Source organism: Bacillus sp. ISL-18 (genome assembly GCF_018613415.1).
GTDB lineage: Bacteria > Bacillota > Bacilli > Bacillales > Cytobacillaceae > Neobacillus.
Genome location: NZ_JAGGQG010000002.1, coordinates 1,134,194 through 1,156,569 on the forward strand (window position 1 = coordinate 1,134,194; position 22,376 = coordinate 1,156,569).

Genomic DNA, 22,376 nt, shown 5'->3' on the forward strand with positions numbered 1-22,376 from the left:
GTGAATTTATTTATTAATTTAAATCTTTTTGTTTCTTATTAACAAAAAAGTATAAGGAGTGGTCATTATGACGAACATTAATGAGTTAATACTATCAGATACCTTCATTCTTAATGCACAAAGGTCAGATTCCACTTTTTCAAACATTATTCACCAATCATTAATACGATCAAGAGAAAACAAAATCGATCCCAATCGAAAAAAAGGTAAGGTTAATAAAGAACTGTGGCAAAGAAGTGTACTACATAATAAGGAGTTAATTCATACCACACTGCCATTAATGAAGGATATATTTCAATTAGTTGCAGGTACAGGGTTCATGGTGGTAATTTGTGATAAAAATGGATTATTACTGAAAACAATTGGGGATGAAGACACTCTGCAAAAGGCTCGAGAAATCTCTTTTATTGAAGGTGCTGATTGGAGTGAAGAATCCGTTGGCACTAATGCAATCGGTACATGTATTAAAGAACAAATCCCCCTTCAAGTATTCCATGATGAGCATTACATGAAAATTTGCCAGGAATGGACTTGTTCAGCTTCACCGATTTTCGGTAATGATGGAAAATTATTGGGTGTCTTAAACGTTTCAGGTCCGTATGAGAAAGTACATCAACATACGCTGGGAATGGTGGTTTCCACTGCAAGGGCCGTAGAAAATTTGATGAAATTGCAAGATAAGATTAAAAGAAATGAATTAATGAAGAGTTACCTAGAAGCAACCATGAATACACTTACCTCAGGCATTATCCTCGTAAACCATCAGGGAGAAATCATACAGGCTAATAAAACCTTGCTCGATATGCTTCAGCTAGAAGAGGATATAATCGATAAAAAAATTTATGAGCTGTTTATGAACCAAATTTTCCAGGATGGTAACTATGCGATAAAAATAAAAGATAAAGATATCCACTTAAAATTAAAAAGAGGTAATTCAAAGCATGTAGTGTTAAATAGTCAATCTGTCTATCAAGGAGAGAAACAGATAGGATCTCTGCTAACTTTACAGGAAATTCAAAAAGTTCGGCAAATGGTTAACCGTTTTACTGGAAACCGAGCCAATATTACTTTTAAGGAAATAATTGGTGAAAGTGAGTTATTTTTAACTAGTCTAAGAGAAGCCAAGTCCGCTTCTAATTCACCATCAAATGTTTTGCTTTTAGGTGAAAGCGGGACGGGGAAAGACTTGTTTGCCCAGGCAATCCACAATGAAAGTGATCGTCGTAATATGCCTTTCATTGCCATAAATTGCGGAGCTATTCCCAGGGATTTACTAGGAAGCGAATTATTTGGTTACGTAGATGGGGCCTTTACTGGTGCAAGAAAAGGTGGTAGTTCAGGAAAGTTCGAGCTGGCCGATGGTGGAACCATTTTTCTTGATGAAATCGGAGAAATGTCGTTAGATATGCAAGTCTTGCTTTTAAGAGTTCTTCAAAACCGGGAAATTAATAGAATTGGGGACCATAAGGTAATTCCTGTAGATGTAAGAATTATTGCTGCTACTAATAAAAATTTGAAAGAAGAGGTTCGGAAAGGGAATTTTCGAGAAGATCTTTATTTTCGCCTTAATGTCCTCCCTATTCATATCCCAGGTTTACGTTTTCGGGAAGAGGATATCTCGCTACTAGCCTCTCATTTTGTCAAACATTATAATCAAAAAATCCCTAAACAGATCGAAACCATTTCACCGTCCTACATGAAGGCAATTGAAAAATATAACTGGCCTGGAAATGTCCGCGAACTACAAAATGTAATTGAAAGATCCCTGAATCGGTGTACTACAGAGGTTCTCTCTATAGAGTGTCTGCCTGATGAAATCAAGACCGTTAATATTGACACACCATCTGACCAAAATCTTGAAAGTAAAAAAGACGTTCTGCAAAAACAGGCTTTACTTGAAGTGTTAATGAATTGTGACTATAACTATAGTAAAGCTGCGAAGAAATTAAACATATCAAGAAGCACCTTATACAGAAGGCTAGAACGTTTCAGCCTGAGATAGAAGTGTCTCGTTTTGTGTCAGTGTATCAAATTAAATGATACACTTTGATACAAAATGGGACACTTTTATTTAATCATTACCATTCAAAAGTTTATTTTACGGTTAGGGGCATTATAAAAAAAGTAGTTTTAACTATATTTTACAAGTGCTTAAGGCATTTCCTATTAATTTTTTTTCTACTAATGAAAACGCTGCCAAAATTGGCATGGTTCTTGCAACTAAAGGAAAGTGAGCATTTATTTAACAAAAGGAGGATCTATCATGTCAATCCCTAAGGAAAAGTTGCTTTGGATGTATGAAACAATGGTGAAAAGCCGCTATTACGAGGAGATGCTTGTCGAGGCTTATGCTGATGGGAAAAAACCGGTTTTTAATATCGGGGCGGGCCCTGTTCCTGGAGAAATGCACCTTTCTAATGGTCAGGAACCAGCAGCTGTCGGAATCTGTGCCCATTTGACAAAAGATGATACCGTTGCTTCACCGCACCGTCCTCACCATCATGCAATTGCTAAAGGTGTGAATTTAAACCGTATGACTGCTGAGATCTTTGGGAAAGAGACAGGTCTTGGAAAAGGGAAAGGCGGTCATATGCATTTATTTGACCCAGAAGTGAAATTTTCATGTGGCGGTATAGTTGCTGCCGGAATACCCCAAGCGGCAGGAGCAGCACTTGCGGCAAAGCAAAAAGGGGAAGACTGGGTAGCTGTTGCTTTTATCGGTGAAGGAGCAGCGAATGCGGGTGCCTTTCATGAAACACTTAATATGGCAGCGCTCTGGAAACTTCCACTAATAGTTGTTGTAGAAAATAATTCTTGGGGTATTTCTGTTCCAAAGACAGCTTCAACGGCCATTGCTTCGAATGATAAGAGAGCAGCAGGCTACGACAATACAGTGGGTTACCATGTAAAAGATAATGATCCTCTTGAAATGTACCGCGTTTCCCAACAAGCAGTGGAAAGAGCACGGCGTGGAGAAGGACCTTCTATTATTGAAATCGAAACATATCGGTTTTTAGGCCACTTCCAAGGAGATCCTGAATTGTACCGTGAAAAAGAAGAAGTTCCATCTTTACGTGAAAGAGATCCAATTGATAGATTAAGAAGTCACATCTTTTCTAAAGGAATCGCCTCCGAAAATGATATAAATCTGCTAGAGAACAAGGCAAAAAGTGAGGTGGATTCAGCTTTCCAATTTGCTAGGGAAAGTGAGTATCCTCGTCCAGAAGCCGCACTTGAAGATGTATTTTGTTAATTTACTAGATGGGAGATGAATGAGATGCAAACAACTAAACGTATGCTCACAGGGAACAAAGCGTTAGCAGAAGCGATTGCTCAAGAGATGGAAAGAGATTCAGGTGTATTTGTCCTGGGTGAGGATGTTGGAAAATATGGCGGTATATTTGGAGCTACCCAAGGATTGATTGAGAAATTTGGCGATAAACGAGTGCTGGATACACCAATTTCCGAGACTGCCTTTATCGGTGCAGCCATTGGCGCTGCGGCAGAAGGTATGAGACCAGTTGTTGAACTTATGTTTGTTGATTTCTTTGGTGTGTGCATGGATCAAATTTATAACCATATGGCAAAAATTCCTTATATGTCAGGCGGGGCGGTCAAATTGCCAATGGTCTTAATGACGGGCGTTGGCGGTGGGTACAGTGATGCTGCACAGCATTCACAAACCCTTTATGGAACCTTTGCCCATTTACCTGGAATGAAAGTAGTTGCACCATCTACTCCATATGACCTCAAAGGAATGATGACGTCAGCGATTCGAGACGATAACCCAGTCGTGTTTATGTTCCATAAAACATTGCAAGGGTTAGGCTGGATGGATCAGATTGATGAGTCGGTGGGGGAAGTACCGGAAGAGTCTTATACCGTTCCGCTTGGAAAAGCAAAAGTGGTACGGGAAGGAGCGGATGTAACGATTGTAGGTATACAGATGATGACCCACCAAGCAGTTGCCGCTGCAAAAATGCTGGAAAGTCAGGGGATCAGCGCGGAGGTAATTGATATCCGTTCGCTTGTCCCGCTTGATAAAGAAACCATTTTAAATTCTGTTCGCAAAACACATCGCTTAGTGGTAGTGGACGAAGATTATCTGTCGTTTGGGTTTACTTCTGAAATTGCTGCAATCGTTGCTGAAGAAGCGCTCTATGAATTGGAAGCTCCCATCAAGAGGCTTGCAATTCCCAATGTACCAATCCCATATAGCCGTGATCTCGAAAAATATGTGGTACCAAACGCACAAAGTATTGCCGAGGCAGTCATTCAATTAATGGAAGAATAGAAGTTTGATTTTAGCAGGCGGCTGTTCGGGATCAGAATAGCCGCTTTCTTATGATTTTATTAGGAGGAATTGAAATGCAAGACACAAAAAGCTTACGTGAGATTAAATTACCTCGTCTGTCTGATGCTGATGAAGAAAGTCTTATTACCTTTTGGCATAAATCAGAAGGGGAATTTGTAAAAAAAGGGGAGGTTCTGGTTGAGGTTCAGACCGAAAAGGCTGTTTCGGAAATTGAATCCGATACGGATGGTGTCATTGTTACCATCCATAAAAAAAGAGGGGAAGTGATATCAGTCGGTGATGCCCTCGTTAGCATAGCGGAAGAAGATGGAGATACATCTAATTCTTTAAAAAAACAATCCAGCTCCACTTCTATAGAAATTAATAATGAAAACCAGCAAACTCAGAAATCATTTGTAAAAGCATCCCCAAGAGTACGTAAAATGGCAAAAGATTTAGGTGTTGATTTAGCTGCTATTTCTGGATCAGGTAAAAAGGGAGAAGTATCGGTTGAAGATGTACAAAAAGCGGCAAACGAACAGCTTTGTAATGAAAGGCCTCACGTAAATCCTTTAAGTGAAAAACCAAGGGTAATTGCATCCCCTTCTGTTAGAAAGCTAGCCAGGGAGAAAGGGATAGATCTTGAAGAATTACATGGAAAGGTAAATCGGAAAATTCATCGTGAAGATATTTTAAGTTTAGCCGGAGAACAGGAGGTGGTGAAGGAAGAAAATGCCCCTGCTGAGGAAATGGCATCAGAGACCCTACATGAAGTTGAAATAGTAAAACTTGGGGGGATTCGTAAAGCAATTGCTAAAGCAATGACACATGCACAACAAACGATTCCTCATGTCACCCATTTTGCGGAGGCGGATGTAACAGCGTTGGTGCTTCATAGAGACAGGCTAAAAGAAATCGCGAAGTCAAAGCAAATTAAACTAACATTCCTTCCATATGTCATAAAGGCCCTGATAAGTGCTTTAAAAGGTTTTAAAGAATTAAATGCATTCATAGATGAAGCGGAAGAGAAAATCTATTATAAAAAGTATTATAATATTGGAATCGCTGTTCAAACAACTAATGGTCTAATTGTCCCTGTTATTAAGAATGCAGACCAGAAAAATATCTCGGGACTCGCAAAAGAAATCGAATTACTGACAAATACTGCTAGAGAAAACAAATTAACGATGGAGCAAATAAAAGATGGTACTTGTACGATTTCAAACATAGGCTCGGCTGGTGGACAATGGTTTACACCGATTATAAACCATCCTGAAACCTCCATCCTGGGATTTGGTGAAATTATTGAAAAACCGGTCGTTAAAAATGGTGAAATTACAATTGGAAAGACACTCCCTCTTTCCCTCAGCTATGACCATCGCGTCATTGATGGGGTCATCGCCCAAAATGCATTAAACCACATAAAAAAATTAGTAGAGGACCCTGAACTTCTTTTATTGGAATTAGAATGAAATAATCTTAAATATGAAAAGACTTAACCCCCGTGGTTAAGTCTTTTGCGTATAGTAACGTTATTCTATTAAACGTCAGCGATATATCCTTTCCTTAATATTTTTTCCATCGAAACGGATTATCCTTTTAATCCGTTTGTTTCGATAGATACTAATATGAAGTTGTGGAATCCATCATGGACAAACCTATTCACCACCCCCTCTTGATTAAGATTGTTTGGATCTGATCACCCGGACCGATAAAATCTAATGCGGCAGGAGAAAATACGGCAACTTTTCTTTTAACGCCCTCTAAGAGAATTCGGATTGGCTCTATAACTAGATGATCCTGAAAGAGATGGCCTCCTAAGATCATTATCTGTTTGGCTCTCCTAGCTAAGCCAACCTTATTTATTTTACGTTCCATGATAAAGTTGACCGTTTCGATCGCTTTCTCTTTATGATGCATTGATTCTTTCACTGGCTGTAATCCTTCTGCTTCAACTGAAGCAACTAAACCAATTTCACGTTTATTTAATACTAGGACGAAGTTATACCCTGTGTCCGTTTTCTTTTGGACAATTTCTACTTCATCCGTAATAACCGTGACAAATTCATCAGGTTCTTTTGAGTGAGAGTCTTGAGAATTCTCTTTTAGCTTGATTACTCGGTAAGATGCTTTTGATCCAATTCCTTCAGCTGTGAAGTCGAACGGTTTTATACTTTGAGTACGGACAAAGTATAGTTGATTCAGCTTTTCTTTACTGTCTAATTGGACACATAAAGCAACATCCTCTTTCACCGCCTTTCCCTCACCGTTCGAGAGCACTGGGACATTCATTTTCATTCCTGGAAATTGAACGAAGATGTAGCTGAAGTTTTTCTTAGGCTGTACATCTGAAAGTCTCATAAACTCACAACCTTTCTGAATTGTTTCAAGGGTATTTTCCTTGTAAAAGTATAATTCCATATAAAATCTTTTCTTCCTGTATGGGTATGAAGAGTTTTCATCGTCACTTTCTTATGAAATGTGAGGGTTCCTCCTATTTGTTGAGTAATTATGAGGAAATCTACTATCGAAAAATGTAAATCGTCAAAAATTTTTCTATCTAAAACGAAATTTATAGACTATTCGCTAAATTATGTATTAAAATAAACTTTATATATTTTAAATCAAAAAAAGAATATAGTAATCTTATGAGATAAAAATGGAACAAGTATGATCACCAAGACCTACTACTTTAATATAAACCTGGAGGGCGCTATGAACTTTGTTAGTACACGAGGAAAAGTAAATAAAATTGGATTTATTGAGACAGTCTTAATGGGACTGGCAAATGATGGGGGACTATTAGTACCGGAGAACATCCCGCAAATTCCTGCCGAAAAGTTAGAAGCCATGTCAAAGTTAACGTATCAAGAATTGGCCTACGAAATTTTTTCCTATTATGTGGATGGGGAAATTCCTGACAATGAGCTAAAGGCATTAATCGAGAAAAGCTATGCTACCTTCCGCCACCCGGAAGTAACGCCTGTACAAAAAGTAAAAGATAATCTGTATGTGCTGGAACTGTTCCATGGTCCAACCTTTGCTTTTAAAGATATTGCACTGCAATTTTTAGGAAATTTATATTCCTATGTGTCAAAGAAGACAGGTGAGACGATTCATATCCTCGGAGCAACTTCTGGTGATACGGGTGCATCTGCCATTGAAGGTGTTAGAGGAAAAGAAGGCATTCGCATTTGTATCTTGCACCCGCATGGCAAAGTAAGTAAGGTACAAGAATTGCAGATGACGACTGTTGCGGATAAAAGTGTGTTGAATTTAGCTATAAAAGGAACATTTGATGATGGTCAGAGAATCATTAAGGAATTGTTCGCAGATGTAGACCTTAAAAACAAGTATCATCTTCGCGCGATTAATTCTATTAACTTTGTACGTATCCTAGCGCAAACCGTTTATTATTTTTATGCGTATTTCCAAGTGAAAAAAGACAACGACCTAACCAGTGTTAACTTTAGCGTACCGACAGGAAACTTTGGTGATATCTTTGCTGGTTATCTTGCCAAGAAAATGGGTCTTCCTGTAGGTAAACTGATTGTTGCAACCAATGAGAATAATATATTAGAAAGTTTCATTCAGGATGGCGTGTACATGCCTGGTGAATTCCGAAGCACCTACAGTCCTTCGATGGATATCCAAGTAGCCAGCAATTTTGAGCGTTACCTGTACTACTTGCTTGGCGAAGATCCACAAGCAGTGTCCGACTTAATGGCCAAATTTAAGGCAGAAGGAAAAATTGTTGTGAACGGAGAGCTGCTCCAACAGGTTCAAAAAGATTTTGCAGCACATGGAGTGGAAGGGGAAGAATGCTTACAGACGATCAGTAAGTATTATAATGAAACGAGTTATTTATTAGATCCACACACTTCCTGCGGTGTCGCGGCTTACGAAAAATGTAATCATTCAAATGAGGTGTGTGTAACACTGGCAACAGCTCATCCGGCAAAGTTTAATGAATCGATTGAGCTTTGTGATATTAAGCAGACATACCCTGAGGAAATCAATCAATTGTTTAATAAACCACAGTATTTAGAAGTGGTTGAAGCGGATAATAATGAAGTGGTTCGTAATTTAGAAAAGCTTTTTAGTTTTTCTGCTAACTAAATTTTATATAAAAGTGATGAAAAGGAGTAAGAGTTTTACTCCTTTTTGTTTTGATATAATTAATTTTGTACTTACTATCCTCTCAGAAAAGGAAAGAGCGCGATGTTGAAAATTACAGAGCTCCCCATAAGGATACGGAATTTCCAGCAAAAAATTCTTCGTAAACTTGCAGGAAATATCCGCTATAAATTAATGTTCCTATTGTTATCTGTCATGATTTTCCCGTTACTCATCCTCATTATTTTTTCAATCAATGTATCACAACGTAATTATGAAAAAGAAATCATCAGTTCAAATGAGTCAAGGATCGTTTTAGCAGGAAAGTATGTAGATGAAAAATTAAAAGAAAGTGACAAAATCCTATTTTCTAGTTTACTTGATGAAAAATTAATACCAAGTATTAGTCAAACTAATGATGAAAATACCCCTTTGAATTTTAGTACACTAAACTACATAAAAGACAAATTATATTCCATTTATTATCGAAATGAAAATCTAGATCGTTTTTCCATCTATTCCAAAGAAAAAAGTACCGTTTATTCTCTAACAGCAGAAGATTTCAAAGTTTCAAAGATAGTCAATCTTTCGGAAACAAACTGGGCTAAATTAGGTGTCAATCCCCATTATATTTTTGAGAGTAAAGATTCAAAACAAAGTTTTTCACTAACAAGAAGTATTATTCGGTTTGAGGATCGAAAAATAGTTGGCGGGGTATCCATTGATGTGAATTGGAATGTGGTCGACAATGTCATTGAGATGCTGGAATCAGAAAAAGAAAGCTCTGTTTATCTACTAAATAACCAAGGGCAAATCATATACAATCCAAACCATACTAAAACCCCATCCGTTGATTTCCAAAAAATAATAAAGCAAATCAACAATAGTAAGAAAGATGTTTACTATCTTAATGATAAAAGTGGATATATTTTCTTTCAAAAGGCATTTAACCAAAAAGTGATAATTGTGAAAGTTATCCCTAAAACCCTCATCATGAATGGTGTAACGAAGACATTGATTTATGCCATTATCATCGGTGTATTTTCTATCATTCTAACCATATTTTTATCTATTTTTATCTCTTTAAGAACGACAAAACCCATTATTCATTTAGTTGATGCGATGCAAAAAGTGGAAGAAAACAACTTTGATATAAGAATTGAAACCGAACGATCTGATGAAATTGGCCTGCTTGAAAAAAGATTTACATCTATGGTTTATCAAATAAATGAATTGATAGAAAAAGAGTACAAAAGTGAAATTGCTACAAAAGAGGCTCAATTTAAGGCGCTGCAAGCACAAATCAATCCTCACTTTTTATATAACACACTTCAGTTAGTCGGGGGAATGGCAGTCGCTCATAATGCTGAGCGGATATACAGGGTGATCAGTGCCCTAAGTGATATGTTCCGCTACATTACAGGGAAGCAAGGAGACATGGTGCTAATTGAAGATGAAATCGAACATATAAAAAATTACCTCTATATTCAAAATCAACGTTTTGATGGAAAAATAGAAACGGATATTTATATAGAAGAAGGTACTGAAAGGTACGAAATTCCTATGTTAACGATACAGCCTTTGGTGGAAAATGCATTTAATCATGGGTTTGAACCAAAAGTTGGTCTATGGAAGCTCACTGTTGAAGTGCAACAAGTTTTTGATGATATTGAAATAACCATTAAAGACAATGGTGTAGGAATACCTGAGGAGAAATTAAGAACACTGATAAGTCAAATTAACGATATATCCCAGCCCTTGAATACTAAAGGAAGTATTGGAATTAAAAATGTTGCAGCTAGAATTGGATTGTATTTTGGTAAAGAATACGGTCTTGATATCTCAAGCGGAGTGGGCCATGGAACGCAAATCGTAATTACAATCCCTGCAAGGATGCTATTGGAGGTATAACATGATAAAAACATTACTTGTTGACGATGAAAAATGGACAAGAGAGACGATTAAGCAGTTTGGAAAATGGCAGGAATATGGGATTGAGGCCATTGAGGAGGCTGCTGATGGACAAGAGGGGCTGAAATTAATCGAACAATGGTCCCCGGACATTGTGATTACCGATATGAAAATGCCTGGTGTGGACGGCATGGAATTACTACGGATTGTAGCTGAACGTTTCCCTCAAATTAAGTTGATCGTAGCCAGCGGCTATGATGACTTTCATTATATGCGCCAGGCGATTCGCTCGAAAGCCAATGAATATCTGCTTAAGCCAATCAATCCAGATGAATTAAATCAAACTTTAGAAAAATGTGTGAAAGAGATACACCATCAATCCAGGCAGCAGTTAACGCCTTTATCATTTTTAAATAAAGATATCTCAGTATTAATGATGGACTATAGAAAACCCATTATCTCTTTTTTGGATGAATTAAATGCAGAGGGCTTTAAAAATATCATGGAGCGTTTTTTTTATGAATTAAAGAAAGTCGATGCGATTGACAACCATGTTCTGGCTAAAATTGAACACGAGTTTATTCTGATTTTAGAAGCACAAATGATTAAAAATGATTGCAATGTCCAAGAAGTGTATAAAAATGAAGAATTAAGCTATGATAGCGGCTTGTCCCTTGAGTTAATCATGAAGAAACATCAAAATCTAGGAAAACGTTATGTGGAATTTATGCTCCAGGTTAAGAAACGAAAAGGCCGAGTAGATCTCCAAGAAATAAAAGAATACATAGAACGGAATTTTACAGAATCCCATCTTTCTTTGGATGTATTAGCCAACAAGTTTTTTGTTAGTAAAGAATACTTAAGCAAAGCATTTAAAGCTATGTATGAATGTAATATCACAGAGTATATTGTCAGCAGACGAATGGAATACGCGAAAAAATTAATTGAAGCAAATGAACTTCAAATCAAAAGCATTGCCCAAATGGTGGGCTATGAAGACTTGTCCTATTTTTATCGTGTTTTTAAAAAATATTTCAAAATTTCCCCGGGAGAAATGAGGCAAGGTTAAAAAAATCCAAATGTAAGCGCTAATATTTTCAATATTCGAAACCTAATGGAGTGTTTATGATAAGAGTGTAAGTTAAAACTTTATCAGGGGGCCATAAAAGATGAAGAAGGCGATTTCAACAGCACTTAGCTTGATTCTTGGGATTGGTTTGTTAGCAGGTTGTAGTTCAAATGATACTGCTTCAGGTCAAAATGACACAAAGGCGACAAAACAAGTTGAACTTAAAGTTTTTATTGGACAACCACGATTTAAGACACAATATGAAACGTATTTTGATCAGTTTGTCAAAAAAGAGAAACAGGATAAAAACATTGATGTCAAAATCAAATTGGAATTACCAAATGTAAATCAGGCATCCCAGCTACTAAAAACAAGATTAGCTTCAGGTGATAGCCCCGATATTTTCAGTCTTCATGCGATAAATGATATCCCTCTTTTTAACAAGGCTGGTTATCTAGAAGATTTATCAAAGGAACCGTTTGCTGATAAGTTGTATGACACGGTTAAACCAGCTGTCACCACAACCGATGGTAAAGTCGTAGCAGTTCCATTAGAGACTCTTCAATGGGGATACTTATACAATAAGAAAATCTTTAGTGACTTGGGTTTAAAATTACCACAGACGATGTCTGAAATGAAAGAAACGATAAAGGTATTAAAACAACATAAGATCACACCATTTTTGCTAACTTATAAAGATGCATACATCCCGCAATTATTTTTGCCACTTACTGTAGGTGGGGACGTCAGTACAACGACTCCTGACTTTATTAAAAGCATGAATGAAGGTAAAGGTTCGTTTAAAGAGGTTAAAGACTTGTTTAATATTATGGATTTAGTTAACTCCAATGGAACAACACGTGCCTTTGAAAACGGACAAGATCAAGGGGCTTCTGATTTTGCAAATGGCAAAGCTGCGATGTGGGTACAAGGACCTTGGATGGCAGATTCCATCGTAAGCGCGAATAAAGACTTTGAATTTGGGGTTGCACCACTGCCTATTAATGATGATCCAAAAGCAACTTTATTGAATTTGAGTACATCAACATCGCTTGCTGTTTCCAAAATGAGTAAAAACAAAGCAGTGGCAAAAGATCTCATCAATTATATTCTTGATGATAAAGATTCTAGCGATTTCTATAAAAGCCTTGGATTTAATCCTATCTCAAAAGTTCATACGTTTGCACCATTTCCATGGTTAAAAGAATCATCTGAGTATGTTTCACAAGGAAGAGCTTATCAGGATCCTGCCATTCCATCTGCTGTTAAAGACGAATCACAAAAATTATTCCAGAGTTATCTTGCAGGGGATGCATCCAAAGCTGAGGTCATCAAGGGGTTGGATCGTGCCTGGGATCAATTCAATAAAAACAATAAGTAATTTGATTTTAATCAGACAACGATAAAGGCAGCTCTACACAGCTGTCTTTATCATTATCAAAAATTAACTGTCAGTGGGGTGGGTGCAATGCCACAGTTAGGAAAACAAAGCAATCAAATCGCTATTAACCAAGTTCAACCGAAACTAAGCTCTAAAAGCACATTAAGTTTGAAAAAACAAAAAGGTAATCTTAGTTTACTATTATTTGTTCTTCCGGCCTTTATCTTTTATTTTGTGTTTTTATTGATTCCAACGATCGGCGCAGGTTTTTATAGCTTTACCGATTGGAACGCCTTAGCGCAAACTTTTCATTTTGTTGGTTTTAGTAACTATATTGAAGCATTTAAAGATGACCCTGATTTCCGTCATTCCTTTTTCTTCACTTTAAAATATACGGCTTTCATGTTTGTTTTTCAAAATGTAATCGCGTTGCTTCTTGCACTTTTTATTGAAACCAGGGTTAGGACGAAAGGCTTTTTTCGAACCCTATTCTTTATGCCAAATATGTTAAGTTTAATTATTAGTGCATTGATGTTTTCGTTTATTTTTTCGAATGTACTTCCTGAACTTTCGAAAAAAGCGATTTTTCATCTGCTAGACCAGCCATGGATCGGTGATGCAAAAGTTTCTTTCTATTCCATTCTTATCGTGTCTTTGTGGCATGGAATTGGCTATATGATGGTCATTTATATGGCAGCACTGCAAGGTGTTCCGTCACATCTTAAAGAGGCAGCCATGATTGATGGAGCAAATCCGTTTCAACGACTTATTCATATAACGATTCCAATGATTATGCATGCCATAACCATTTGTGCCTTTTTGACATTGAATGGTGCCTTTAAAGTGTTTGACGTAGTGTATGCACTCACTGCAGGCGGCCCTGGAAGATCCACACAGGTAATGGCCCTAAATATTTATGAAGAGGCATTTTCAAATAATTTTAGATATGGTTATGCCAATGCAAAAGCAATGATACTCTTTCTCATTGTTCTAGTGATTACCTTGATTCAAGTGAAAGTGTTGAAAAAGAAAGAGGTGGAAGCATAATGAAAAAACTATACGGGGCAGCAGCTACTCTTATTCTAGCAATCTTTGCGGCCATATCGTTTTTCCCCATTTACATGGCTTTTATTAATTCCTTTAAAACACAAGGAGAAATCTTTAAATCTGTTTTAAAACTGCCGACAAAATTACATTTTGAAAATTATACAGGTGTGTTTGAACAGTTAAATTTATTTCATAGCGCCTGGAACACGGTCCTTGTCACGGTAATAGGATTAGCAGGAATTGTTATTTGCGGTTCACTGGCCGGTTATAAATTAGCAAGGACTCCAGGGAAATTAAGCAATTTCATCTTTACGCTATTCCTAGCCTCAATGCTGGTACCTTTTCATTCCATCATGATTACCTTGACCAAGGTAGCCAAAGGGTTACATGTACAGGGGTCGATTTATGGGTTAGGACTCATTTATATTGGACTTGGGGTAAACATGGCCATCTTTCTATATCATGGTTTTGTGAAAACCATCCCTAAAGAGCTCGAGGAAGCGGCAAGAATTGATGGATGTAATGACCTTCAAATCTTTACGAAAATCATTTTTCCTCTTCTAAAACCAATCACTGCCACAATTCTAATTTTAGATATTTTATGGTTGTGGAATGACTTCTTATTGCCGTTGATCATGTTGACGGATGTGAATAATTATACCTTAATGTTATCCGTTAACATGTTATTCGGGGAATATAACAGTGATTGGCCAAAGATCCTCTCGGGACTTATCATTACAGCGCTGCCTGTGGTTGTGTTTTATGCAATTTTCCAAAAATACATTCTTAAGGGAATTGCAGATGGCGCGATTAAATAAGCAAGCTGCTTAACAGATTAGGAAGGTGAAAATGTAATGAAACAGTTGTTATACGGTGTAGCGTACTATGATGAATACATGCCCTATGAACGATTAGAAAAAGATATCGAGATGATGAAGGATGCGGGCATTAATGTAGTTCGAATCGCAGAATCGACGTGGAGCACCCATGAACCGCAAAATGGTGTTTTCGATTTTACGTCAGTGGACCGAGTACTGAATGCTATGCATAAGGCCGGAATTAAAGTAATTGTTGGAACTCCCACCTACGCAATCCCAACTTGGATGGTAAAGGAACATCCAGATGTATTGGCGATTACCCAAAAAGGACCAGGAAAGTATGGGGCTCGTCAGATTATGGATATCACCAATCCTACCTATCTGTTTTATGCTGAACGGATTATCAGGAAATTAATTGGACATGTAAAGGACCATCCAGCCATAATTGGCTACCAAACGGATAATGAAACAAAACATTATGACACTGCAGGTCCGAATGTGCAGGTGTTATTCGTAAAATACATGAAAGAAAAGTTTAAAACACTGGATACAATTAACAGCGTATTCGGATTAGATTACTGGAGCAATCGCATTAATAGTTGGGAGGATTTCCCTTCTGTAGTTGGAACCATAAATGGAAGTTTAGGAGCGGAGTTTGCAAGATTTCAACGGCAGCTAGTAACAGATTTTCTCTCTTGGCAGGTCTCTATTGTGAATGAGTATAAACGACCAGACCAGTTTGTGATGCAAAACTTTGATTTTGAATGGCGAGGCTATTCCTATGGGATTCAGCCAAGAGTAGATCATTTCGAATCAGCTAAAGCATTTGATGTAACTGGAGTGGATATCTATCATCCTTCGCAGGACGATTTAACCGGAATTGAAATTTCGTTTGGCGGCGATGTTGCTCGTTCTACAAAGGGCACCAATTATCTAGTTGTCGAAACGGAAGCACAGGCATTTACCAATTGGGTTCCGTACCCAGGGCAGCTAAGGCTGCAGGCGTTTTCGCATTTAGCGTCAGGTGCTAACATGGTCGCCTATTGGCATTGGCATTCCATCCACAACTCGTTTGAAACCTATTGGAAAGGGCTGTTAAGCCATGATTTTGAGCCAAATCCTGTTTACAATGAAGCAAAAACAATCGGCAGGGATTTTGCAAGACTTTCTCCAAATCTCGTAAACCTGAAGAAAAACAATAAAGTAGCAATTTTGGTTAGTAACGAATCATTAACAGCTATCGATTGGTTTAAATTTAATGCTTCCAGTCCGAAAAATTACAATGATATTGTTCGTATGATGTATGATGAGCTTTACAAAATGAATATTGGCTGTGATTTTGTCAATCCAGCAAGTGATAATTTTGAAGACTATGAGATGATCATCGTTCCAGCATTATATACGGCCCCTGATAGTTTGCTAGAACGATTAAACGAGTTTGTTATCAATGGCGGCCACGTCTTTTATACATTCAAGAGTGGGTTTACAGATGAAAATATTAAGGTAAGAACAACTCATCAGCCGGGGATTATTAATGAGGCATGTGGTGTTTATTACAGTATGTTCGTAGAACCGAAGAATGTTTCATTGAAAGATGATCCTTTTGAGGTGGGGCCTGAAAATAATACAGTGGAAACTTGGATGGAACTATTAACCCCAACCACGGCTGAGGTATTAGCTTATTATGATCATCCTCATTGGGGGAAATATGCGGCTATAACGGAAAATCGTTATGGTAAAGGAATGGCAACTTATATTGGTTGTATTCCAAGTAAAGCCGTTATGCAGAAGGTACTCAAGCAAGCCGCTAAAAAAGCAAATTTATGGGGAGCGGACCAAGAACTAGCGTTTCCGTTAATTGTCAAGTCAGGTATAAATGAAAAGGGTAACAATGTTCACTTTTACTTTAATTACTCTGATCTTCCAAATGGTATCAAGTATTTCCATAAAGATGGCGTCGAATTGTTAACCGATCGCCCTGTATCAATCGAGCAAACAATCAATATTGAACCTTGGGGAGTTCTTATTATAGAAGAAGAGTAAATATATGTTTGGTTCTGTCGTAAGTGATATACAACAGAACCAATTTTATTTAATGATCAAATTGCAATACATGAGGAATGGAGGAATCCACGAATGAGTATTCAATGGGTATCTAGCACAAAACAAGGAAGTTGGAACACACGAGAAATCTATGATACAGAAACAAGTTCTCCTAATTTATCTTTAACGGATGTGACTCAACGAAGGATCGAAGGTTTTGGAGGCTGCTTTAATGAACTGGGATTAACAGCCATGCAACATTTAAGTGAAGAAGATCAAAAGACTGTATTTGATGCATTATTTGATCCAGAAGGTGAGTGTAAATTTACTATTTGCAGACTTCCAATTGGCGCAAGTGACTATGCATTAGAATGGTATAGTCATAATGAAGTAGAAAATGATTATCACATGGAGCATTTCAATATTGACAGGGATCGAAACTATTTAATCCCATACATAAAAGAAGCGCTAAAACGAAATCCGGAAATGAAATTATTTGCCTCTCCTTGGAGCCCGCCAACATGGATGAAATTTCCTAAAGCTTATAATTATGGAAAGCTGCGCTGGGAAAAAGAAGTATTAGAAGCATATGCCTTATACTTTGTAAAATTTGTGGAGGCATACAAGCAGGAAGGGATTACGATTGATCAAATACATGTGCAAAATGAAGTCGTTGCTGATCAGAAATTTCCATCCTGTGTCTGGACAGGTCAGCAGCTTCGGGAATTTATCAGCGATTATTTAGGTCCAGCTTTTGAAAAACACGGACTTCATACTGAAATTTGGCTGGGTACTATTAATGGAATAGTAGAAAAACTATTTCAAAAGTCGGCTTCCGACTATGATCAAATGGTAAATACAGTTCTAATTGACCCCAAGGCTTATCAATATATTAAAGGTGTAGGTTTTCAGTGGGCAGGTAAATATACAATTCAACAAACGGTACAAAGTTATCCAGAATTACGTTATATGCAGACCGAAAATGAATGTGGAGATGGAAAGAACTCTTGGGAATATGCACACTATGTCTATAATTTGTTCCGGCATTACTTTGTAAATGGAGCTAATTCCTATGTTTATTGGAATATGGTACTGGAGCCGTTTGGCCGGAGTACATGGGGCTGGGAACAAAACTCTATGATTACGATAGATCCAGACACGAAGGAAGTAATATTTAATCCAGAGTTTTATGTCATGAAACATTTTTCCCATTTTATTAAACCTGGCGCTGTTAGGGTGGATACAAAAGGGCGTTGGACTGGTAATACAGTAGCATTTCAAAATCCTGATGGTTCTAAGGTGGTCGTTATTGCCAATCCATTTAATGATGCACGTGAACTATGTATGGAACTAGATCATAAAAGTTATCGTGTTACATTAGAACCTGATTCTTTTAATACCTTTGTATTAAGATGATTAATCAAAAAGGATTGATTATTAACTCAATAAGAAATAGGCAACTGCCTCATTACTAGTGGTAGTTGCCTACTACCTAAACCCCAAAATATTTCCTCTGTCATTCTTTTTACAACTCCTCCAACTTTTGTGCAATTTGCCCATATACCAAATCTTCAAAATAATTTAGAATTTAACAGATTAAAGCGCTTTCTAATTGGAGGGGAGGTTCCATCTACCTAGGATCTATTGCATATTTAGTTTTTCATGAATAATTTAAAAATGACGGTGGGATGATCATGAAATTAATAAAGGAAATTCTTCGTTTGGCGATTCCATCGATTGCAACCTTCTCCTCCATGACGGTTACAGGTCTGCTTATCTTGATGATTATTGGAAAGCTTGGGGCAACTGCGATTGCAGTGGTCGGAATCACCAATGTTTTAATGTACAATTTATGGGCCTTGTTTTCCGGCAATCAGGGAGCCATTAACTATTTAGTTGCCCAAAACTATGGATCTGAAAACATGAAGCAGGGCAATCAGCGTATGCAAATTGCAATTATTTTAGCAGCCTTGCAGGCGTTCCTTTTATTCTGTGCCAGCTTTATGATTCCTCATTTCATTTTAGATGTCATGGGATCAAACACAGCAATTTTAAAGCTTGGTGTACCATATGTTCAAGTCCGGATGTTTGGGATGATGTTCACTGTTTTTAATATTATTTTTTATGCCTATATGAGGGCAACAGGTGATACCCGAACCCCCATGAACATCTCCTTAATTAATAGTGTACTTGTGGTTTTTTTAACTTATGTGTTAGCTTATGGAAAGTTTGGCTTTCCAAATTTAGGATTGCAAGGTGCGGGCTGGAGTATGGTGGCAGCGGAAGGAATTACATTCTTGCTAAATGTACTTGTTTATTACCGCTTTTTAAATGAAAAATATTTTACCCGTTCATGGGTTCGGATTGAGCGGCAGCAGGTTCGATTACTGCTGTTTGAAAGTTCAAAGCTAGGGATAACAGAATTGTCCAATAGTATGGGGATGCTGATATTTACTGCTTGTATTACTCGGCTTGGGACAGTGGCGATTGCCGCCAATGAAATTGCTCTCAATCTTCTATCTTTTGGGTTTATGCCGGCAAATGGATTTGGAGCGGCTTCCACTGTTGGGATTGGTCAAGAAATTGGTAAAGGGCGGCCGATGGAAGCAAAGCGGTTTGGGTTGGTAACGGTCTACCTTGGCTTAGGGTTTATGTTATTAATTTCGATCTTATTGTTTATTTTTTCCTTACCGGTGGCTAAATTGTATACCTCTGATTCTGCGGTGTACTTAACTTCTGTTTCCCTGATTCATCTTGCTTCGTTTACCCTATTATTTAGTGGAGCTGGCATTATCCTTGCCGGCGGGCTGAGGGGAGTAGGAGATACAACCTTCTTGTCTCGGGCTTCCTTATTATTGAATTGGATTTACTTTATCCCATGTACGATTTTGTTAACTCAAGTTTATCATTTAGGACAAACTGGTGCCTGGACCGCTTTTTGCAGTTTAATTGTGCTCCAATTTGCAGCAAATGCCTGGCGATTTAAGTCTTTGAATTGGACATTGGCCAAAAGCAAATCAGAACCTATATCTCGTAGCAAGTCCGTTAACGCATAATTTTTAGGAAATCAAAAGAGGGTGTGCCGAAAGGAAACGTTTCGGCACACCCTCTTTTTGTCTATAACAATTTTATCTTTCCTTTTTAAGTTGGATCTCTCTTACTCTCTGTTTTTGTTCGTCCGGCCACCATGCGCCGCAGTCATCTGAAACGATACAAGCAGCGCATTTTTTCAGGTCATACACAATCATTCCGGTAATAGGAGGTGAATAAAGATGAAGGGTAATCAAATCTGTTTGATTGGAGGCTTGCATTTTATGGATCGTTTTTTTCGGTGCATATAGATATTTCCCTTGATGGTGGTACTCCTTAAAAAATTCAGCGGGTAAGCTAGTTCCCCTCATTTCATAAACCGTATTAAGAGAGGTGCCGGAGAGGACTTGTATCCAGCCGTGTGAATGGCCATGGTCATGTGGGGCGCATTCCAACTGAGACCAATTCATCACGAGCATCTCGACATCTTCATTTTTAAATAATAGTTTTCGGTTATACGGTTTACCTATGGTTGGTTCTGGCAGGTCGTCAAAATCTCTAAGTTGTATATTTAGTTCTATTAATGCTTCTTTTAACTGTACTTTTGAGGGACTTTTTAAGGGATCTAATACATTCTTTATCCTACTTTTCAAAGTCATAAAGCTATCCTCCTATGGACGTTTTTTCTTGAAGAGGCTGAACAAAAGAGGCACTAGCTGACCGTTAACCATAATCACTCCCATTATAATTATGATTCCTCCGGCAATACTTATGAATAAAACTTTTTCTTGTAATAGTAAGACTGACGCAACCAAGGTTGAGACAGGCTCTAAATATAGAAACATGGATACCTTAGAGGCTTCTAAAACATCGAGCGCCTTTCCCCAATATCAATAAGCAATCCCGGAAACAAAGACACCAAGAATACCCAGTACCATTAAATGGGGAAGATATTTAATAGAGACAAGCAGCCGGGTACGCTGGATTAGTAATAGCAGCAGTAAAAATAAAGCACCTATTCCAAAGCGAAAGACAACGATCGAAAACGGATCAAGTTCTGCTAAAACAGCCTTCGTTGATACAAAGGAAATTCCCCAGAAACTAATTGAGATGAAAGCATAAAGCGAGGCAGTTAACTTAGAACCAGTAAGGGCCATGGACTAAACATTCCTCTCAATAAAAAAAGGTGTTATTCCATTTTATGCTTGTCCTGAGAGAAGATGATTGTTTATACCGAACGTTGGAAAGATAAGGATAGATTTGGTAACTTGACCTTTGTTATTCTACATGTTACCATAAAGTCACTTATTATATGTGACCATTAGGTCACATGTAATTTGCTATATTTCTTTGAAAGGATCGTTGGAATGGAAGACGAACTTTCCACAGTTTTTAAAGCATTAGGACATCCAATTCGCAGACGAATTCTTGATATTCTGAAGGAATCACCTAAAACAACAGGAGAACTGAACGACTATTTTCCGGAGGTCACTAGATATGCGATTATGAAGCATTTGTCATTACTTGAGGAAGGAAACTTAGTGGTCGTCAGGCGTGAAGGAAAATATCGGCGCAATTTTCTCAATGCTGTTCCACTTCAGAAGATGCATAATCGCTGGATTGGAAAATACATGCAGGCAGCAGCCAGTTCATTGTTAAATTTACAATCAGTAGTTGAAAAAACAGGAGGAGAATTAGATATGAACGTAACAAACCAAGATCAAAGCCAAGTTTTTAAAATTGAGCAAGAGGTATTCATTCATGCTCCACGTGAACAAGTTTTCAAAGCCTTAACAGAACGGGCCGGCGATTGGTGGGAGTTCCGTTTGGCGCCAAAAGGGGTCCCATCTGAGTTTACCTTTCATCCTGTTCCGGGGGGACAATTTATTGAAAAGTGGGGTGAAAATCAAGGTGCTGTCTGGGGTAATGTTTACTATGTGAATGCACCTGAAGAAATCCGCCTGCATGGTCATCTCGGAATGCAAGGGGCGGTAAACAGTTCCTACACGTATCGTCTCATTGAGAAGGATGGGGCGACAGTGCTGCAGCTTTCCCATCATGCATCTGGTATCATTCAGGAAAACTGGGAACAAGAACATTCAGAGGGCTGGAAATATCTGCTTGGTACTCTGCTGAAAAATTATCTAGAACAAAATCATTCATCAAAATAATAGTTGTTAGGAGATTAAATCGAATATATGGTAGACGTGTTAACAGAAATAACCATCCGATGCCCGCTACAACAAGTTGCGGAGTATGCAGCAGATCCTGATCATGCTCCGGATTGGTATGTAAATATTAAATTTGTTGAATGGTTGACCCCTAAACCACTAACAATGGGTTCAAAAATTGCCTTCAAAGCTCAATTCTTAGGCAGAGAACTTGCCTATGTTTACGAAGTAGCCGAATTTATATCGGGACAAAAGCTTGTTATGAAAACGGCAGACGGTCCTTTTCCAATGGAAACAATCTACACTTGGGAACCGATTGAAAATAATCTAACTAGAATGACGCTGCGGAACAAAGGGAACCCAACTGGTTTTTCAAAATTGTTTACTCCCTTCATGGGTCCGATGATGAAAAAAGCAAACAATAAAGACCTGCAAAAAATAAAATTTATCCTTGAAGAATTACTAGATTAACTAGTATTCGCAAAAAAAAGAACTG

At 37.8% G+C, this 22,376-nt stretch carries 17 protein-coding genes and 1 pseudogene; 15 read left to right on the plus strand and 3 right to left on the minus strand.

The annotated features are described in order from the left end of the window. The first annotated feature begins 67 nt into the window (after window positions 1–67). From J7E81_RS05420 to J7E81_RS05435, 4 genes are all read left to right on the plus strand, one after another. Window positions 68–2,002: a sigma-54-dependent Fis family transcriptional regulator gene (locus tag J7E81_RS05420; RefSeq protein WP_251028435.1), complete on the plus strand. Its 1,935-nt coding sequence runs from the start codon at window positions 68–70 to the stop codon at window positions 2,000–2,002. Between the two features lie 261 nt (window positions 2,003–2,263). Next, a complete protein-coding gene (locus J7E81_RS05425) occupies window positions 2,264–3,253 on the plus strand; it encodes a thiamine pyrophosphate-dependent dehydrogenase E1 component subunit alpha (protein WP_215041078.1) in 990 nt (329 codons plus the stop codon). A 24-nt stretch (window positions 3,254–3,277) separates the two neighbouring features. Continuing rightward, complete coding sequence (locus J7E81_RS05430) at window positions 3,278–4,294, plus strand: alpha-ketoacid dehydrogenase subunit beta (RefSeq protein ID WP_215041079.1); 1,017 nt, start codon at window positions 3,278–3,280, stop codon at window positions 4,292–4,294. Between the two features lie 74 nt (window positions 4,295–4,368). Next, the gene (locus J7E81_RS05435; RefSeq protein ID WP_215041080.1) at window positions 4,369–5,766 is read left to right on the plus strand and encodes a 2-oxo acid dehydrogenase subunit E2; all 1,398 of its coding nucleotides are present in this window, start codon (window positions 4,369–4,371) and stop codon (window positions 5,764–5,766) included. 190 nt (window positions 5,767–5,956) lie between these two features. On the opposite strand, the gene J7E81_RS05440 is transcribed toward J7E81_RS05435, so the two are convergent. Beyond that, window positions 5,957–6,655, minus strand: a complete 699-nt coding sequence (locus J7E81_RS05440; protein WP_215041081.1) for a hypothetical protein — start codon at window positions 6,653–6,655, stop codon at window positions 5,957–5,959. Between the two features lie 354 nt (window positions 6,656–7,009). Between J7E81_RS05440 and thrC the strand changes: the two genes are divergently transcribed. The 9 genes from thrC to J7E81_RS05485 all read left to right on the plus strand — a co-directional run bounded on the left by thrC (window position 7,010) and on the right by J7E81_RS05485 (window position 19,735). After that, window positions 7,010–8,413: a threonine synthase gene (gene thrC, locus J7E81_RS05445; RefSeq protein WP_215041082.1), complete on the plus strand. Its 1,404-nt coding sequence runs from the start codon at window positions 7,010–7,012 to the stop codon at window positions 8,411–8,413. Between the two features lie 102 nt (window positions 8,414–8,515). Next, window positions 8,516–10,321 carry a cache domain-containing sensor histidine kinase gene (locus tag J7E81_RS05450; protein ID WP_215041083.1) on the plus strand — a complete coding sequence of 602 codons (1,806 nt, stop codon included), beginning with the start codon at window positions 8,516–8,518 and terminating at the stop codon, window positions 10,319–10,321. A gap of 1 nt (window position 10,322) precedes the next feature. Beyond that, entirely contained in the window at window positions 10,323–11,390 is a 1,068-nt protein-coding gene (locus tag J7E81_RS05455) for a response regulator (protein ID WP_215041084.1), read from the plus strand. Between the two features lie 100 nt (window positions 11,391–11,490). After that, window positions 11,491–12,771 (plus strand): ABC transporter substrate-binding protein, encoded by a 1,281-nt coding sequence (locus J7E81_RS05460; RefSeq protein WP_215041085.1) that lies wholly within the window; start codon window positions 11,491–11,493, stop codon window positions 12,769–12,771. A gap of 87 nt (window positions 12,772–12,858) precedes the next feature. Continuing rightward, on the plus strand, window positions 12,859–13,818 hold the full coding sequence (locus tag J7E81_RS05465) for a carbohydrate ABC transporter permease (RefSeq protein WP_215041086.1): 960 nt from the start codon (window positions 12,859–12,861) through the stop codon (window positions 13,816–13,818). Beyond that, window positions 13,818–14,636, plus strand: a complete 819-nt coding sequence (locus tag J7E81_RS05470) for a carbohydrate ABC transporter permease (RefSeq protein ID WP_215041087.1) — start codon at window positions 13,818–13,820, stop codon at window positions 14,634–14,636. The genes J7E81_RS05465 and J7E81_RS05470 overlap by 1 nt, the downstream gene beginning before the upstream one ends. A 36-nt stretch (window positions 14,637–14,672) precedes the next feature. Next, window positions 14,673–16,679, plus strand: coding sequence for a beta-galactosidase (locus J7E81_RS05475; RefSeq protein WP_215041088.1), 2,007 nt, complete (start codon window positions 14,673–14,675; stop codon window positions 16,677–16,679). A gap of 93 nt (window positions 16,680–16,772) precedes the next feature. Beyond that, window positions 16,773–18,095: a glycoside hydrolase family 30 protein gene (locus J7E81_RS05480; protein ID WP_215041089.1), complete on the plus strand. Its 1,323-nt coding sequence runs from the start codon at window positions 16,773–16,775 to the stop codon at window positions 18,093–18,095. Window positions 18,096–18,373: 278 nt separating this feature from the next. Further along, entirely contained in the window at window positions 18,374–19,735 is a 1,362-nt protein-coding gene (locus J7E81_RS05485; protein ID WP_215041090.1) for an MATE family efflux transporter, read from the plus strand. A 72-nt stretch (window positions 19,736–19,807) separates the two neighbouring features. Here the strand turns inward: J7E81_RS05485 and J7E81_RS05490 are convergent, their stop codons facing one another. Together J7E81_RS05490 and J7E81_RS05495 are read right to left on the minus strand one after the other, a co-directional pair. Beyond that, window positions 19,808–20,368 carry a cysteine dioxygenase gene (locus J7E81_RS05490; RefSeq protein ID WP_215041091.1) on the minus strand — a complete coding sequence of 187 codons (561 nt, stop codon included), beginning with the start codon at window positions 20,366–20,368 and terminating at the stop codon, window positions 19,808–19,810. A gap of 12 nt (window positions 20,369–20,380) precedes the next feature. Further along, window positions 20,381–20,866, minus strand: a pseudogene (locus tag J7E81_RS05495) (EamA family transporter). A 210-nt stretch (window positions 20,867–21,076) separates the two neighbouring features. Here J7E81_RS05495 and J7E81_RS05500 point away from each other — a divergent pair. Continuing rightward, a complete protein-coding gene (locus tag J7E81_RS05500; RefSeq protein WP_215041092.1) occupies window positions 21,077–21,880 on the plus strand; it encodes an SRPBCC domain-containing protein in 804 nt (267 codons plus the stop codon). A 27-nt stretch (window positions 21,881–21,907) separates the two neighbouring features. Then, complete coding sequence (locus tag J7E81_RS05505; protein WP_215041093.1) at window positions 21,908–22,351, plus strand: SRPBCC family protein; 444 nt, start codon at window positions 21,908–21,910, stop codon at window positions 22,349–22,351. The last annotated feature ends 25 nt before the right edge of the window (window positions 22,352–22,376 follow it).